The following is a 15,812-nucleotide window of genomic DNA, read 5'->3' as shown; positions in this document are numbered from 1 at the left end:
CAAGTGTTGTGGCCCACAACACCCTGACAGCATCCGGCACCGGAGGTGGCCGCCACGCAAGGGATTCGGTCCGCACCGGCGAGTTTCAGCTCTTCCTATATAGAAGCCTCAACAAATCCCCTTCCATCGGGCTACGTATTTAATGCTGCGTCTCCTATAGCCAAATTGCAGCATGGGTACGTCAATCCTCTTCCCAAGGAAACACTGCACCATGGCTGATAACTTCCGGCTCAACATCGGTTCACTGCGCAGCGATGTGAAGCTCACCCTTCACACTCACCACGCCGCTCGTATATGGATGGGGCGCCCTAAAAATGACCTCAAAGCCGGCATCATTGGTCTGTCAGGGTTCTGCACTGTCGTCAATCGAATGTCTCGAGGCGCCCAACAGGATGATCCCTACTCTGACTGGTGGATGATCCTCCTCGAGGAAAAGATCAACGATTCCAAGGAAGCGTTAAAGACCATCGAAGATCGCCTGGACACAGCCATGGCCTCTCTTCCACCGGCCATCAGCATTAGCGAAAACCTCTCGATCCAGCCTGTCAGCCTCCCGCTGTACATCTCCAATCCCCTGGGATTTCAGGCTGTGTACCTGCTGACGAACTACGACGAAATTGTCAGACGCATTCTGTTGGCCCAGCACGTTGGCCTTGTCGGGCGCCACGATATGGAAACCTGGATCGACGAAGGCGCAGCGGTACTGCGGAGACTGTTTGGTCTGGCCCAGATCTATAAGTACTCAGGCGCTGCCCGCGACGACTTCGCTGCAAACAATGCCAAGGCTGAAGCAGCCCGCAAAATGTACGAGCGGTACGGTGAGCTGCCACAAGACATCCTGGAAGGCACCCGCCGTTCGAATTTCGCGCCACCGATCATCCGCGGTCAGCAGCAAACCGAGACGGATGATCATCTCGATGACCCCGTTGAGGGTTAAAGAGCATGGGCCAGATTCCCTCCAATGATGGGTCGCTGCAACAGACCGCCTTCCGGCCACTGCAACAGGAAGCCTTTCAGCGACTGCAACAGGCTGCCTCACTAAAGGGCCTTTTAAAGCCTTTTAAAGGTAAGGGGGAGCTGACCCAATTTGCCGATCTTTGCCGAGCTCAAGAATCGGACTTAAAAGCTCTTGCCCAGGAAGTGCTGAGCCAGGCCCGCCGATATCCATTCACCCTAGTTCCAGTGCGGTTGACTGAGCAGAACACCCAAGCCGGCACCCAGTTTTTGAGATGGCAGCAGGTGACAGATCGGCGGATGGGCGTAGGGGTTTGGGCAGAAATGATGGGCTCACCCAGAACACCGGAATCCATGCTGCAGGATCTTTACGTGATGGAGCTGCAGCGCATCACCTTGAATATGCAAATGAGTTTGCTGCACTCGATCACCAAACAGGCCGCCGAGTGCGCAGAAAAAATGGGCCAGGCAGAGGCCGTGTATACCGCTCGCCTGCAGCAGCTCAACAACCCAACGCAACACCAATAACCTCGGAGAATACTCATGGGCACGCCCGTACAAGGCTGGGAAGGCAATATCGGTTCTGCACCGGAATTCAAAGAATTCCCCAACGGCAATAAAGACCCACGTCGACTCATGCGAGCCAACGTTTACTTCGACAATTCGATTCCGGATGGCAAAGGCGGCTACGAAGATCGTGGCGGTTTTTGGGCGAATGTGGAGTGGTGGCACAAGGACGCCGAGCATTATTCGCAACTGTTCCAGAAAGGTATGCGAGTGCTGGTTTCCGGTCGCGCCGTTATGGACCGTTGGAAGAACGACGATGGCGAATTCGAAGCTTTGAAAATCCAGGCCAGCCGGGTCGGCATGCTGCCACACCGCGTGACCATGGTGAATCTGGCGCCTTCGCAAAACCAGAATTCGCAACAGTCCAACAGACCCGAATCGCGGCCGCAGCCAGCTCCAGGCCCGGATGAATATCCAGATACCGATCCACCGCAATTCTGAAAACAGGGGCTTAATTTTTCGGCCCATTCGTGTAGCTGTCGGTGTTGGGGGAAACAGCTCATCGTTTCCCCCGACCTCATTAGAGAACCACTACAAATTAGGACGTGCCGATGGATGAAGTTTTGAGGGACCCAACAGGGTACGTTGTCATTGGCGCAGAGCACCCAGCTTTAGGCCGTGTTTACTGGGCTTACTTTGATGAAAGCGAGGTGAATGCTCCGGACTACTACGGGCTCACCCTGGACATAAACCGAGCATCATGGGCTCCAGTTGGGTGGCGAACGGGAGAGTATCTGATGGGGGGCCGTGGAGAGACAGACCTTGATACCTGGCAAGCCCGCCGATTTATCAACACCTTGCTCGATGAATACCGCTTAGATACTGAATACCGCGTCGACTTTGACGACGACGACGAAATGACTGAACACTTATACGGCAAGCTGGAACAACTACGTGTTCAAAGCGGACAATCCACTCAGGACTTCATCGCGTGGATCAGAGTTGCGAACTGGACGGACGAGCCAGCTTCGAATTGACATCAAACCGCCAATTGGTTGGCAAAAAATCGCGCCATTCGTTAACTTTCAGGTTGAGTCACACTTCCATTCGGCTATCTCAAGCACAGAAGTTTAAAACTTCCGTTTTTGATGCAAAAAAATGCGCTATTCGTGATGTTACTGTCTGATAGATCTGTTCTTCGGGGACCGATAGCCAATGGCGCAATCTCGAACTTCTTTGAAACCAGCAGATAGGCGGCAATTCAATAACCCCCATACTGCCGTTCAAATAGCCGGTGCTGACGCCGCCCGAAAAGGGCTACGGGTGTATGACTGCCCTTACCACCATCCTGCGATGCGCGCGTCGTGGCTAAAGGGCTTTGCCCAGGAACAGCAGCTGACGCTGGACCTCTAGCCGCTAAAAGCCTCCCGTTGTGCATTGACCATTTCCCATTGAAGCCTTACCTGCCATGACGTGACAGTCCCGCTCTGCATAATTGAGAAGGGGCACACCGTGAAGCTATTGATCATCGAGGCACCTGGGAAGCTGAAAAAGCTTCAGCCAATGATGAAGAAACTGCGCCCAGGCGAACACTGGTTGGTTGTCGCCAGTGGTGGGCACATACGTGACTTGCCCGCCAGAGGGCAGGACGACAGCATGATCACCACAGGCGTCCGCAAAAATTACACACCGGTGTACGAGATCCTGGATAAGAGCGCCAAGGCCGTGCGGACCATCAAGGCCGCAGCTAAACAGGCCGATGAAATCTACCTCGCAACCGATCCGGATCGCGAAGGTGAAAGCATCAGCTGGCACATCCAGCAGGTACTGGCGGTCAAATCCTACAAACGCATCACCTTCAATGAAATCACCCTGAAGCGTGTCGCAGAGGCTCTAGCCAATCCTCGCCAAATCGATTTGAACAGAGTCGCGTCACAAGAATGCCGGCGTGTACTTGATCGTTTGGTGGGTTACCTGGTGACTCAGGAGCTACGCCGACTGATGGGCAAGCCCACCTCTGCAGGCCGCGTGCAATCGCCTGCCGTATACCTGGTGGTTTTGCGCGAGCGCGAGATCCGCAACTTTCAGGTAATCAACCACTTCGGTGTGCGTCTGAACTTTGTGGATATGAATCAGGGCACCACCTGGTATGCAGACTGGCAACCGGTACCGGATTTCGCGAGCAAAGACTTTCCTTACGTTCAAGATGCCAACCTGGCCCGACTCGTCGCCGGCACACGTAATGTCGTCGTCGAGTCCTGTGAAGACCGCAAGGCCGAGCGCCACCCACCCGCGCCCTTCATCTCTTCCACCCTTCAACAAGCAGCCAGCAACGCCTTGAAATGGGACCCGGACAAGACCATGCAAGTCGCCCAGCGATTGTATGAACAAGGCGTGATCACCTACCACAGGACGGATAATCCCAACGTACCAGACGAGGCCATGGAGGATATTAGAACCGTAGCTAGATCTATCGGATTGAAGACCGTCGACGAGCGACGTACATTCAAGGCCGCCGAAGGCGCGCAGGAAGGCCACCCCGCTATTACCCCGACGCATTGGGCTGATACAAAAGCTGGTGAGAACGACGAGGAACTCGCCCTGTACAAGTTGATTTGGGTCCGGGCGCTGGCCAGCCAGATCGAAGCGGCGGTATTCGACGTGCGTGCTGTAAAACTGCTCGCGGTTGGCCCAAATGGTAAGGCTTTGCGATTCAATGCAACTGGTGAAACCCTTTTTCATCCTGGGTGGCGGAAACTGCTCAAGGGCGATGACACAGACGATGAGGAAGATGGAGCAGCGAGCAACCCAGTTCCTGCACTCACACCAAAACAGATCATCTCTGTGCACAACGGAGAACTGCTGAAGAAGAAAACTCAGCCGCCATCCCGCTACACCAAGGCCAGTCTAATCAAAGAAATGGAGCGCCGCGGTATTGGTCGTCCCAGCACGTTCGCCTCGATCTTGAAGAACATCACCAGCAAAGGAATGATTGAGGAAAAAAGCCGCAAGCTGGTACCGGCGCCGCTGGGGGAGGAAACAATCGCGAAGCTGGAAGGGTTCTACAGTTTCGTGGAGCTCGATTTTACGAGGGAGCTGGAGCGGGATTTGGACAAAGTCGCCCAGGGCCAAGACACCTATGGAGCTGTCGTTGCGCGTCTGCATAGACGCCTGGAAGAGGAACTGTCTCAGCAACGTGGAATGCCGAGTGTGCCGATGGCGTCCGCTCCACGCCCAGCCACAGCAGGTGGCGCTTTCAACTGTCCCAAGTGCAATCAACCCCTCGCAAGGCGACAAAAAAAAGGGGGCGGTGGCTATGACTTTTGGGGTTGCACAGGCTTCAAATCGAATGGATGCAAGGTGAGTTTTCCAAACTTGAATGGCAAACCAGATCTCAATAAACCCAGAGGGGTGTGACTTCTGCCATTGCCGATATAAATCACCGACAACGCCGTTACGCATTAACCCTAGAAGCCCACCATTCCTATACCTGACAGTCCTCTGCGAAATTGCAGAGGAGGTCATGGGTGAGCGTACAGAAGAGACAATCGGTGGTGGGGCTGCGCATCTTAGCGCCGAAGCTGGAGAAGTTCTCAGACCGGCAAATTGAAGTCGCCCAGACCTGGGCTTTACAATTTAACGTACCGCCCTCCCAGCTGACCTCCTTCATCGATACCTATCTGAGTTCCACTGTCCATACTCGTTGCTGGTGCGTAGCCCTGCCCTCTACAGATGATCAAACACGGCGGCTCCTGGCCAGAATCGGCGATCACCTCCAGTACTTCGATGGTCATCAGGTTAAGGCCTGCAAAATCTTCAGCAAGGACCGCGTGCATAAGAGAAAACCCACCGCAATGGTGGCCCAGCAGCTACTGCTCAGGTTTGAAAAACGCTGGTATGCAGACGTCCTACTGACCTCCTTCTGCAAGTCTGCTGGAGAGAGGGCGAAAGCCCTTTCGATTGAAGATCTAGGAAGCTTTAATCGCCGCGGCTTCGATTGGACGGCGAGCAACAATCGGTACTTCAATCCCCGCACCCGATTTTACCTGAAGCAGATTGGCAGCACGCTGAAGCAGTTTTGCCAGTGTCTGGACCAAGAGCTTTTATTCGCCATTCGTTCAGCGCAATGTCCCTCACCCAAGCTCTATAACTGGCTGGCTCAAGGTGACCGAAAACGCCGCCTTCAGGCCCTAAAAGCCCAGCCAGTACTGATTCCACTTCTGGTACTAGCAGATCAATGGCCGTGGCCGTGGGATGGGCAGCAGCAGGTATACATGAACTGCCCATGGGATGAACTTCAGGCGTGGCGCCCATACTGGAGTGAGGACCGTTATTTGATTTCCGCTGAAGAGTGCCTGGTAGGTCGCATAGCCGACGCGGGCCTCCCCCTTTCCGACACACTGGCTTGGCTGCTACAGGCGCCGCGCGCTGCAGTGCGCTACCTGGGTCAACAGCGGGTATTCGATACCGGCAGTGCATTGACCCGTATCAGCCGCGAGGGGCCACAAGGACCCTGGCATCGACTGCTGCTGGGAGCCTCACTGGGCAATCGCCGTCCTCTTAAAAAAGCGCACTGGATCACTCTCTTCGCGCTGCTGGATAAAATCCCGTATCAACTGCTGGATCAAACGCAGGACTGGAACAGGCTGCTGTCAGGGTGTCCAACTGATTGGTCGGACGACAATTGGTCCAAAATCGCCGACGACTTTCGAGACCTGAACGAGCTCTTTAACAACGTTGATGAGAGCGACGGACCAGCTTCTGGTGAAGCACTGCAGAAACTCAAAAGCTTCATTGCTACTGCTTCCTATCACCAGATCGCCAGCTTGGTGAATGGCTTTCACCTCGCGTTGATAGACATCCGTGAGGCTTTAGATGCAGTAGATCCACAAACAAGAACAGACTCTTTAACGCCCTGGAAGCCGCTGCTTTATTCAACCAGCACACCCCTCGTGAGTCCAAATGGGCTGCAAATTATCGAACTGAAGTGCCCCGCCGATCTTGATGCGGAACATCGAGCGCTGGGCCATTGCATTGATGGTTACGACTACAGTGCTTATCGGGGCATCTGCCGTCTTTTTTCGGTTCGCGAAAACGGGAAATCGTTGGCCTCTGCAGAAATCCAAATGGATGAAAGTGCCTGGGGCGAAACGTTAGCAAAATTGACTCCCAAACACCTGGTGACGATACAACTGAGAGGGCTCCGCAATCGCACACCTAAGTCGGGCTCCAGGGTTGACCGGGCCTATCAATGGTTTTGGGCAAAGATCAAATCGGGTGAGCTCGCCATTAACCTGGAATGGCCCGACCAAACACTATCCATGTCGCGCTATACAAATCGAAACCGGAAAAAAATGCATGCCCAGGCCTGTGCGGAATGGATCAACCAACGATTGAGCAGGACATGAGTCGTCCACGTCTGATGAACCGCCGGCAGGACCTGGTCGAAAAAGTCATTTTTGACGGCTATGACTTCGGGGTCTTAATGCAATACGTTGAGGGTGCGAACCGGCTGTTTCTCGAACGTAATGGTTTCTATATTCGGCGTGCCGAGCATCCTCAACATCGCTATTGGCGATTACCAAAAGGCAAGTTGCTGGATGACCTGGATGTGCTCTTCCACCGTTTGATGGAGTTGTCCGAGGACCGTTTCAATGAAAGTTGGGAGACGTTTTCACATAAAATCACAGCCGCACAAAACGACCCAGATCGGCAGGCATTCACGTGGGGGCTGACCTTTCGGATAGCTCCACTCGTTCAGGGCGGGATCCTGCTGTCAGGTGACTACCATCCTGGCGCGGTCGCCGTTTCAAGGCGCATGCACGGCGTGTTTCTCGGGCATTCCAAGTCCTGGCGCATTGACGCTGGTGCGGAAGTGGTGCGAAGCAACTTGATCCTGGAGCTTGGATTGTCGGAGGATCAGTTCGAAATCCTCGACACCGTGCAAGAGCTGCTGACCGACGGATCCGTTGTTCCAGCTGATGAAATCACCCGCATCAGTCTTGGTGGACCGCCACAAGAGCGCGCAGCAAAAGCGGCTGACGATAGCACCTCAACCGATGTGTATTTAGCCGCGGTGCCCTCAATCGAGCGCACCGGGTCCACTACCGAACAGATTAACCAGGCATTGGCTGGTTATTCTTTACTGGACCATCAACCGGCAGGCATCCGGCACTTGCTACAGCGCACAAGCGCCTTGCTTGCGGATGACATGGGGCTTGGTAAAACTCGCCAAGCAATCATTGCCGCTGCAATCCGAGCAGCTAATAGACCCATCTTGGTTATCACCCTGTCGACGTTGATCATCAACTGGCAACGCGAAATCCAGATGGTGTATCCCAAGGCCACTATCGGCCAACAGGTCTTTGATCCCTCTTCGCAATGGATTATCACCAACTACGAACGCCTTGGCGATTTTGTTCTGCATGCAGGACACTTTGAAGTGATGATCATCGACGAGGCGCACCGCCTGAAAGAGCCGACCGCCGCGTGGACACGTCACGGCTTCGACATTGCCGCCAAGATACCCAACCGTTACCTGCTGACGGGTACGCCAGTCCTCAACCGAGAATCTGAGCTGCACACGCTGCTACGGCTATCCGGCCACCCCGTTGGGAAACTGCCCTTGAAAGAATTCTGCGAACAGTTCGCCGGCAGTCAGGATTTCCGCATGAATCTGCGGGGCGCAATCGGCGATTGGATGCTCCGTCGACGCAAGGATGTCTTGCCCGGTCTCAAGGGCAAACAGCGCCAAACTTTACCCATCGAACTCACTGCTGAAGAGCGCAAGCAATACGATCAAATTCGGCTCGAAGACAGGCCTAGCCTCGCCAGGTTGGGATCACTGCGTCAGTTGCTTGAGCAGGTAAAGATTCGTGTCGTAATGGATCTGCTGTGCGAACTGGACGCGGAGGACAAAGTAATCTTGTTCTGTGAGTTCAAGGATACGGTAGGAACACTTCGCACTCGGTGCAAGCAAGCTGAGTACGGGTGCGTCACGGTTGTCGGCAGTGACTCTGTAGGCAAACGGCAGAAGGCGATCGATCAATTCCAAAGTGATCCAGAAACCCGCGTCTTTGCCGCCACTACCTCCGCTGCCGGCACCGGCAACAACCTCACTGCGGCCAACTATGTGATGTTCCTGGGCCTCCCCTGGACGCCTGGACTGCAGGACCAGGCTGAGGACAGGGCCTACCGCAATGGGCAATTGCGCATGGTCGTGGTGAAAATCCCGCTGGTGGAAAACACAATCGACCAGATGCTTTGGCAAATGCTGCAGGATAAGCGTCAGTTGGCAAGTGACCTCATTGAGCCCGACGCGGCCGGCAACGCGAGACAAGCATTGGCGACCAATTTGTAGATCTGCGGTATATCACTGCTTCTTAGTGGCTGAGACCTTGTAAACGTACTTGGAACCATTACTTTTGTTTTCTGGAATCTAATAGGCCTCCCCATCGGCAACAATAGTTTCGTTCGATATCTGCAAACTTCCGAAAGTGGCAAATCTATTTCGATTTTACCCACTTTGCTCGTATTCATTTCGAGGAGTCGAACATAATTGACTTTGTTACGTATTAGAATCTTCCCATCGCTCATAATGGCCGTCGAGACCCATTCAGAAGAGACTGATCTCACTGAAAGGCACGGACAGTTTTGGCGGACTCGTTGAATCCAGCGCGATACGCCAATATCCAACATCATGCCAAGCGCCATGCTTGAATCCTACTTCTGGATACGTACCGATGTGAGCGAAGCCTAGTGCTTCATGCAGCCCCACGCTGCCATCGTTTGGCAGCGCGATCCCGGCAAAGGCTGCGTGAAACCCTTGCCTTTTCAATGTCGGCAGCAACACGCCATACAGTGCCCGGCCGACCCCGCTACGGTGCGCTTCTGGCGATATATAAACGGTGACGTCGACCGACCAGCGATAGGCCTCACGAGCCCGGTGCTGACTGGCATATGCATAGCCGATGAGCTGGCCGTCTCGCTCCGCTACCAGATACGGGTAAGTCGGCAAAGTCGACCCAATCCGCTTGGCCATCTCTTCGACTGTGGGCGGCTCAAGCTCAAACGAAATCGCCGTATGCTCAACCATCGGTGCGTAAATTGCCTGGATGGCTTGAGCGTCCGAAATCTGCGCAATCCTTACTGTGGTGTTGCTCATCCTCTATCCCCTTGGTCGCTCAAATCGATCTTTGATTGACTCGTTTCGAGAGTGCTTCGGCGCTTTCCTTGCGCTCCGAATAGCGGTCTACCAAATACGTTTCCCGGCCCCGAACCATCAGCGTGAACTTCATCAGTTCCTCCATCACGTCCACAACACGGTCGTAGTAGGCGGATGGCTTCATACGCCCTGCGTCGTCGAACTCCAGAAAGGCTTTGGGTACTGACGACTGGTTTTGGATGGTGATCATCCGCATCCAGCGCCCGAGGATCCTAAGCTGGTTTACCGTGTTGAAGGACTGTGATCCACCGCAGACCTGCATGACGGCCAACGTCTTGCCCTGGCTGGGGCGGACAGCGCCCAACGTGAGAGGTATCCAGTCTATTTGGGCTTTGAATACAGCAGACATTGCACCGTGACGCTCTGGCGAACACCACACCTGTCCCTCTGACCACAGAACCAGATCCCGCAGCTCTTTAACCTTTGGATGGTCTTCCGGAGCGTCATCAGGGAGAGGCAGACCCGAGGGATCAAAGATGACGGTCTCGGCTCCCATTAGGGTCAGGATGCGCGCGGCCTCTTGGGTCAGCAGCCTGCTGAAAGAGCGCTCACGGGTTGAGCCATACAGCAACAAGATGCGTGGTTTGTGAGTCGGTTGCTCGTTGCCTTGCAGGCGATCCAGTGTGACGAAGTCGATTAGCGACTGATCCAGATTAGGTAGATCCAGGCTGCTTTCCGAGGAAAATTCGTCCATTACAGTTCACCTATTTGATCTAGCTCGCGCTTCAGTTCCTGCGGTGTGAGCGCCGAATGATCCAAGCTGAAGAATGCCTCGAAACGCTTTTTAATCTGGACGACGGTCGCGTCAAATGCGGCTTGGATGTCGCTGTCTGTGCCTTCTACATCGGAAGGGTCGGCGAGGCCCCAGTGGCTTTTGACAGCAGGCCCGAAATAGACCGGGCAGGGTTCGCCTCCAGCCTTATCACACACGGTGATCACCACATCCGGTGGTGAGTCCGAAAACACCTCTGAGCCTTTGCTGTAGAGATCTGTGGTGTCGATACCAAGCGCTTGCAACGTACTCACGGCGCGTGGATTCAGTTGTCCGCTTGGGAAGCTGCCCGAACTGACGGCGTTAAAACCGCTCGGGGCCAGGTGGTTGAACAACCCCTCCGAGAGAACGCTCCGGCAGCTGTTTGCCGTACACATAAATAGCACTTTCATGGGTTTCTCCTAGACAGGGATGCTCAGCCGCGACGCCAGTGCCACCAGCGTTACCAGCAAGATAGGGAGGGTGAGGATGCTGCCGACTTTGAAGTAGTAACCCCAGGTGATGCGGATATTTTTCTGCGCTAGCACATGCAGCCACAGCAACGTGGCCAGGCTTCCGATGGGCGTGATCTTGGGGCCAAGATCGCAACCGATGACGTTGGCGTAGATCATGGCCTCACGTACCAGTCCTGTAGCGTCGCTGCCCTGAATGGACAGAGCGCCGATAAGCACACTCGGCATGTTGTTCATGATCGAGGACAACAGCGCAGCGGTGATACCGGTGCCCAAGGTAGCGGCCCATAGGCCATGCTCGGCAAATATGTTCAGCAGCCCCGAGAGCGAGTCGGTTAGGCCAGCATTACGCAGGCCATAGACCACCAGATACATGCCCAGCGAAAACACGACAATTTGCCAGGGCGCGTCCTTGATGACCCTTCTCGTGGAGATGATTTGGCCTTTACCTGCGATGACCAGCAGGATCATTGCACACGCAGCAGCAACAGCGCTGATGGGGATACCTAACGGCTCCAGTGCGAACAGACCAACCAGCAGCAGGCCAAGTACCCACCAGCCAGCAATGAAGGTCGCCCGATCTCGAATCACCGACTCCGGGGCCTCAAGCTGATCCGCGTCGTACTGGGCGGGAATGTCCTTGCGATAGAACATCCAGAGCATGAACAGTGTCGCGGCCACGGCCACTAGGTTCACTGGCCACATGACAGAAGCGTATTCACCGAAACCCACGCCAAAAAAGTCTGCCGAAACGATGTTCACCAGGTTGGACACCACCATCGGCAGACTGGCGGTATCAGCGATGAAGCCTGCGGCCATCACGAATGCCAAGGTGGATGCCGGGCTGAAGCGAAGCGCCGTCAGCATCGCGATGACGATTGGGGTCAGAATCAGTGCGGCTCCATCATTGGCGAACAGTGCCGAAACGGCTGCACCGAGCAGGATCATCAGCGCAAACAGACGTCCGCCTTTGCCCCGACCCCAGCGAGCGACATGAAGCGCCGCCCATTTGAAGAATCCCGCTTCATCGAGCAACAAACTGATGATGATCACAGCAATGAAGGTCGCGGTAGCGTTCCAGACGATGTGCCACACAACCGGCACATCCCCTAGACTTACGGCGCCAGTCAGTAGTGCCAGAACGGCACCCGCTGCCGCGCTCCAGCCGACACCTAACCCCTTGGGTTGCCAGATAACAAAGACGAGCGTAACTACGAAAATCGATGCTGCGATGAGCATGAGTATGTTCCAGATCAGGATGTCAGCAGCAGGAGGCTTGGCGCACGGGTCTGTCTTCCATGGAAGCCAGCCGTCCTTGATGGTCGTTAACCCAGGACTGGTGTGCCTGCGTAGTGACGTTCAGAACATCCAGTGCCCACTGTTCAAGCTCGGGATGCAGCCGGTAGTAAACCCACTGACCCTGCCTCCGATCTGCGAGTAACCCGCAAGCACGCAGTTGGGCAAGATGCCTGGAGACCTTCGACTGGTTATCGTCCAGTGCCCAGATTAACTCGCACACGCACAACTCACCCTCAGCCGAAAGCATGAGCATGATCCGGGCGCGAGTTTCATCACCCAAGCACTTGAAGAATGTGTGTGGTGTAAGGCTCATAAGCAATCGCTCTGCATATGTGGATAATCGAATATGCAGATTTAACCACGTTCAGCCTGCTTGCACAAATGCCTGTGGCGGGAGTTAACGATGGGGATCAATGCTCACCGGTCGACCACAGGGTAACGACCAGGAGGGATTAACAATCGCCTCAGCACGCGGACGGAGATTTGATGTTCGAATGGATGTTCGCTGAACGCGATTTTGGATTCATTACTCTAGGCGTAATGGCAGGATAGCTGGTCAGGTCGAATGCAATTGAGTGGTCAGCGTGAATGCAAATGAATGCTCAGCGTGAATGGAAATGGGTGATCAGATACTAGGTAATTTTCCACCTCGGTCGCGTCATCTTTGTATAGCCTATAAATACCTATAGACGTAGTTTTCTATTTCCTACTGCGCAGCTGGTACCAGCCTGTCACCGTTCCCCTATCATTACAGGGGGCCTCTCGGCACATGATCAGGCACGTCACCACGCTCTCGCTTCTAGCGTTAATCGCCAGTTGCACGACCCAAACGGCGCAGACACCCAAGCCCGCTTTCGACAGCAGTCGCAATCCGGACATGTTGACGCCAGACCTCTATCCTGGCGGCGCCGTTCCTGAAAAAGAACCAGTAGTGCGCTATGGCCGCTACACCCTCGTCAGCACGCTGCCAGATTCTGGCCAACGTGACCTGATGGCTCAGATTATCGACATCAGCATTCCAGCCAACATGCACCCAAATGTGCATGAGGCCATGCAGTACGTGGTGGACCGTTCAGGTTATACGCTTTGCTCGGCAGACTCTGGCCACGTCAACATCCTTTACACCCGACCACTCCCAGCAGCCCAATATAAACTTGGCCCTATGACCCTGCGTAACACCCTGCAGGTGCTCGCAGGTCCGGCCTGGCAGGTGAAGGTCGACGAGGTCAACCGTCAGGTGTGCTACGTCCTGCGCCCTGGCTACCAGCTCCCGGACTCTCCACGTCCTGCATCAACTCAGATTGCTCAACTCAACACATCGACAGCTGCACAGCCTATCGCAGCGAAGAGCAATAACAATGATGCGGGCAGCCAAGTAGTAGTCGCCGCCGTTCCCCAAACAGCGCCTTTCACAACAACGGCATCAGCCGCTACCCCTGTGGCGAACGCTGCACCAGCCAAAACCGTGGCCCCTCCTACGGTGATTACCAAGGATGGCTCTACAAAACAAACGTCTGCCTTGCCGACTCAGAGTCCGGCCTCGACTTCGTCCAGCAACCCAGATGCCAAGGCCGCTTCAACTCCGAAACTGGTCACCGCGCCGTCCGCAGTTTCTGCAGCGCCAAAGCCGGTTGCGACGGACATTGCAGCGCCGAAGCCGCTGGCCCAGACATGGACGGCTTCAACTGGCTCAACCCTTCGTCAAACCGTCGAAGGCTGGGCTGAAAAAGCGGGCTGGAAACTGATGTGGCAGGTCGATGATTTGGATTACTCAATTGACGCTCCACTTCGATTTGAGGGCAGTTTCCAAGAAGCCATTGGGTCGATTTTCCCTCTCTACGACTCGGCTCCACGGTCCTTTCTGGTCGATGTGGTCGACAGTAACTCCTCACAGCGGCTGATTTTTATTACAGAGAGGAACAAATGATGACTGCTCGTCTCTGGATCAAAAGCACAGCCTTGTCACTTATCGTCGCACTGGTGAGTTCCTGTTCGCTGCAGCGTGTGAATGAATCGGCCAGCCGAGCTGAAAATGACGCTGCGACAGCCTCTCAATACAGCCGATTTCTGAGAAATCAGCAGCAAGAGTCCGCGCGCGCTACGGTGGTGTTCAGCGACAAACCATGGGTGTCCAAAAAACCGCTGGTCGCCAAGCGTGGTTTACCGCTGACCATGGATTGCGACATCACCTATCGCCCCTCATATAACGTTGGGATCGCTGAGATCGCGCAGTACATCACTAGTGAATGTGGTGTACCGGTCATCGTAGCCCCTGACGCAATCGACCCAAGTGTCCTTTCCAGTTCGACGCAGGGCAACTCAGGACCTGCAGTTCCACCTGGTTTGGGCTCTGCCGACAACCTGACCAACTTCATGCCCGCCGGCGTCATCGGCAATGTTCCGAGCAACGCCCGCTCAATGAATTCGATTGGGCTGACTGCACCCAACACATTCCCCATTAAGTACAGCGGCAAGCTGTCAGGGTTGTTGAATCAAGCGACCTCCCAGTTGGGCTTAGCGTGGAATTATTCCTCCGATGATCGAAGCGTGCATGTCACTTACTTCGACACCAAGACGTTCGACGTCTGGGCATTTGGTGATGACCAGGTCATTGAAAGCACAGTGAAGTCGGGCTTGCTGACCGCTACAGGCAGCGGGAGCAGTTCCGGTGGTGGTGGCGGCGGATCTTCGTCGACAGGTGCATCGGGTGAATCAGGCAGCAACCAGAGCACCACCGTTACCATCAAGACCTCGCTGATCGGAGACATTGAAAAAAACGTCAAGGCGATGCTGAGCCAACAGCCCCAAGGTCGGATGTTCCTCTCGCGTTCCACTGGCACCCTGACGGTAAGTGACCGACCAGAAGTACTCTCAAACGTTGCTAAATACCTGAATTCGATCAACAGCAGTATCACCCGTCAGGTGTTGTTCAACGTCAAAGTTTTCGAGGTAACTCTCACCGACACAGACCAGACCGGCCTGGACTGGACGGCTGTCTATACGTCCTTGAGCAACAAATGGGGCTTTTCGCTGAAGAATGCCACCACCGGCATAAGCACGGGCGCGGTGTCGGGCTCGTTGAGTATTTTGGACACGTCGAAGTCTCCTTGGGCTGGCTCCAACTTAATCATCAAAGCACTTTCCGAACAGGGCCGAATCTCGAACGTTCGCTCGCCGTCGGTCACCACGCTGAATCTGCAGCCGGCACCCATCCAGATCGGCAACGTAAAGAGCTATGTCGCATCAAGCTCGACAACCACTACGGCTTCCGTTGGATCGTCTACTTCGCTCACCCCCGCGACTATCACCAGCGGCTTCAACATGATGTTGCTCCCTCGAATCATCGACCAGGACAACATGTTGCTGATGATCACCCTGAGCATGAGTAGCAAACCGACCTTCACCACTTTTACGAGCAACGGCTCCAGTGTCCAGACAGCGGATTACGACACCAAGAATCTGTCGCCCAAGGTCAAATTGCGCAGCGGTCAAACCCTCGTACTGACTGGTTTTGAGGAGAACAGCGAAAACGCAACCAAGTCTGGCGTAGGTATGACTCACCCACATGGGTTACAAATCAGTTCACGCACATAGGTAACAGTTT

Annotated in this window: 15 protein-coding genes; 10 read left to right on the top strand and 5 right to left on the bottom strand. The window is 54.7% G+C overall.

Annotation, left to right across the window (positions count from 1 at the left end; genetic code table 11):
• The first annotated feature begins 211 nt into the window (after positions 1–211).
• The 8 genes from ACODSV_RS33605 (at position 212) to ACODSV_RS33570 (ending at position 8,821) form a co-directional block, all read left to right on the top strand.
• Positions 212–937, top strand: coding sequence for a PFL_4669 family integrating conjugative element protein (locus ACODSV_RS33605; RefSeq protein WP_008437331.1), 726 nt, complete (start codon positions 212–214; stop codon positions 935–937).
• Between the two features lie 5 nt (positions 938–942).
• The gene (locus ACODSV_RS33600) at positions 943–1,482 is read left to right on the top strand and encodes a DUF3158 family protein (RefSeq protein ID WP_008437334.1); all 540 of its coding nucleotides are present in this window, start codon (positions 943–945) and stop codon (positions 1,480–1,482) included.
• A gap of 15 nt (positions 1,483–1,497) precedes the next feature.
• Positions 1,498–1,962, top strand: a complete 465-nt coding sequence (locus tag ACODSV_RS33595; RefSeq protein ID WP_008437336.1) for a single-stranded DNA-binding protein — start codon at positions 1,498–1,500, stop codon at positions 1,960–1,962.
• 110 nt (positions 1,963–2,072) lie between these two features.
• Complete coding sequence (locus tag ACODSV_RS33590; protein ID WP_008437339.1) at positions 2,073–2,498, top strand: hypothetical protein; 426 nt, start codon at positions 2,073–2,075, stop codon at positions 2,496–2,498.
• Positions 2,499–2,676: 178 nt separating this feature from the next.
• Positions 2,677–2,874, top strand: a complete 198-nt coding sequence (locus tag ACODSV_RS33585) for a CrpP family ICE-associated protein (protein WP_073845721.1) — start codon at positions 2,677–2,679, stop codon at positions 2,872–2,874.
• Between the two features lie 99 nt (positions 2,875–2,973).
• Positions 2,974–4,878, top strand: a complete 1,905-nt coding sequence (gene topA, locus ACODSV_RS33580; protein WP_008437341.1) for a type I DNA topoisomerase — start codon at positions 2,974–2,976, stop codon at positions 4,876–4,878.
• A gap of 110 nt (positions 4,879–4,988) precedes the next feature.
• Positions 4,989–6,869 carry a hypothetical protein gene (locus ACODSV_RS33575; protein ID WP_019818088.1) on the top strand — a complete coding sequence of 627 codons (1,881 nt, stop codon included), beginning with the start codon at positions 4,989–4,991 and terminating at the stop codon, positions 6,867–6,869.
• Complete coding sequence (locus ACODSV_RS33570; protein WP_024073377.1) at positions 6,866–8,821, top strand: DEAD/DEAH box helicase; 1,956 nt, start codon at positions 6,866–6,868, stop codon at positions 8,819–8,821. The genes ACODSV_RS33575 and ACODSV_RS33570 overlap by 4 nt, the downstream gene beginning before the upstream one ends.
• A gap of 255 nt (positions 8,822–9,076) precedes the next feature.
• Here the strand turns inward: ACODSV_RS33570 and ACODSV_RS33565 are convergent, their stop codons facing one another.
• Genes ACODSV_RS33565 through ACODSV_RS33545 form a run of 5 tightly spaced genes read right to left on the bottom strand, consistent with a single transcriptional unit; the run spans position 9,077 to position 12,521 of the window.
• Positions 9,077–9,625, bottom strand: coding sequence for an arsinothricin resistance N-acetyltransferase ArsN1 family B (locus ACODSV_RS33565; protein ID WP_008437347.1), 549 nt, complete (start codon positions 9,623–9,625; stop codon positions 9,077–9,079).
• Positions 9,626–9,644: 19 nt separating this feature from the next.
• Positions 9,645–10,379, bottom strand: coding sequence for an arsenical resistance protein ArsH (gene arsH / locus ACODSV_RS33560; protein ID WP_150054795.1), 735 nt, complete (start codon positions 10,377–10,379; stop codon positions 9,645–9,647).
• Positions 10,379–10,849 (bottom strand): arsenate reductase ArsC, encoded by a 471-nt coding sequence (locus ACODSV_RS33555; protein ID WP_008437349.1) that lies wholly within the window; start codon positions 10,847–10,849, stop codon positions 10,379–10,381. Before ACODSV_RS33555 ends, arsH begins: the two co-directional genes overlap by 1 nt.
• A gap of 9 nt (positions 10,850–10,858) precedes the next feature.
• Positions 10,859–12,148 (bottom strand): arsenic transporter, encoded by a 1,290-nt coding sequence (locus ACODSV_RS33550; RefSeq protein ID WP_008437350.1) that lies wholly within the window; start codon positions 12,146–12,148, stop codon positions 10,859–10,861.
• 22 nt (positions 12,149–12,170) lie between these two features.
• Positions 12,171–12,521: a metalloregulator ArsR/SmtB family transcription factor gene (locus tag ACODSV_RS33545; RefSeq protein WP_008437351.1), complete on the bottom strand. Its 351-nt coding sequence runs from the start codon at positions 12,519–12,521 to the stop codon at positions 12,171–12,173.
• Between the two features lie 456 nt (positions 12,522–12,977).
• On the opposite strand from ACODSV_RS33545, the gene pilL2 reads away from it, so the two are divergent.
• Complete coding sequence (pilL2, locus tag ACODSV_RS33540; protein ID WP_019818090.1) at positions 12,978–14,135, top strand: PFGI-1 class ICE element type IV pilus protein PilL2; 1,158 nt, start codon at positions 12,978–12,980, stop codon at positions 14,133–14,135.
• On the top strand, positions 14,135–15,802 hold the full coding sequence (gene pilN, locus ACODSV_RS33535; protein WP_489047294.1) for a PilN family type IVB pilus formation outer membrane protein: 1,668 nt from the start codon (positions 14,135–14,137) through the stop codon (positions 15,800–15,802). The genes pilL2 and pilN overlap by 1 nt, the downstream gene beginning before the upstream one ends.
• The last annotated feature ends 10 nt before the right edge of the window (positions 15,803–15,812 follow it).

The sequence above is a fragment of the Pseudomonas sp. FG86 genome (assembly GCF_057808775.1).
This window is presented reverse-complemented; position numbering and strand designations above follow the sequence as displayed.

Excerpts from the sequence above, each read along its gene's own strand:
- ACODSV_RS33605 (WP_008437331.1), top strand. The coding sequence starts at position 212 with ATGGCTGATAACTTCCGGCTCAACATCGGTTCACTGCGCAGCGATGTG.
- ACODSV_RS33600 (WP_008437334.1), top strand. The coding sequence starts at position 943 with ATGGGCCAGATTCCCTCCAATGATGGGTCGCTGCAACAGACCGCCTTC.
- ACODSV_RS33595 (WP_008437336.1), top strand. The coding sequence starts at position 1,498 with ATGGGCACGCCCGTACAAGGCTGGGAAGGCAATATCGGTTCTGCACCG.
- ACODSV_RS33590 (WP_008437339.1), top strand. The coding sequence starts at position 2,073 with ATGGATGAAGTTTTGAGGGACCCAACAGGGTACGTTGTCATTGGCGCA.
- ACODSV_RS33585 (WP_073845721.1), top strand. The coding sequence starts at position 2,677 with ATGGCGCAATCTCGAACTTCTTTGAAACCAGCAGATAGGCGGCAATTC.
- ACODSV_RS33570 (WP_024073377.1), top strand. The coding sequence starts at position 6,866 with ATGAGTCGTCCACGTCTGATGAACCGCCGGCAGGACCTGGTCGAAAAA.
- ACODSV_RS33565 (WP_008437347.1), bottom strand. The coding sequence starts at position 9,625 with ATGAGCAACACCACAGTAAGGATTGCGCAGATTTCGGACGCTCAAGCC.
- arsH (WP_150054795.1), bottom strand. The coding sequence starts at position 10,379 with ATGGACGAATTTTCCTCGGAAAGCAGCCTGGATCTACCTAATCTGGAT.
- ACODSV_RS33555 (WP_008437349.1), bottom strand. The coding sequence starts at position 10,849 with ATGAAAGTGCTATTTATGTGTACGGCAAACAGCTGCCGGAGCGTTCTC.
- ACODSV_RS33550 (WP_008437350.1), bottom strand. The coding sequence starts at position 12,148 with ATGCTCATCGCAGCATCGATTTTCGTAGTTACGCTCGTCTTTGTTATC.
- ACODSV_RS33545 (WP_008437351.1), bottom strand. The coding sequence starts at position 12,521 with ATGAGCCTTACACCACACACATTCTTCAAGTGCTTGGGTGATGAAACT.
- pilL2 (WP_019818090.1), top strand. The coding sequence starts at position 12,978 with ATGATCAGGCACGTCACCACGCTCTCGCTTCTAGCGTTAATCGCCAGT.
- pilN (WP_489047294.1), top strand. The coding sequence starts at position 14,135 with ATGACTGCTCGTCTCTGGATCAAAAGCACAGCCTTGTCACTTATCGTC.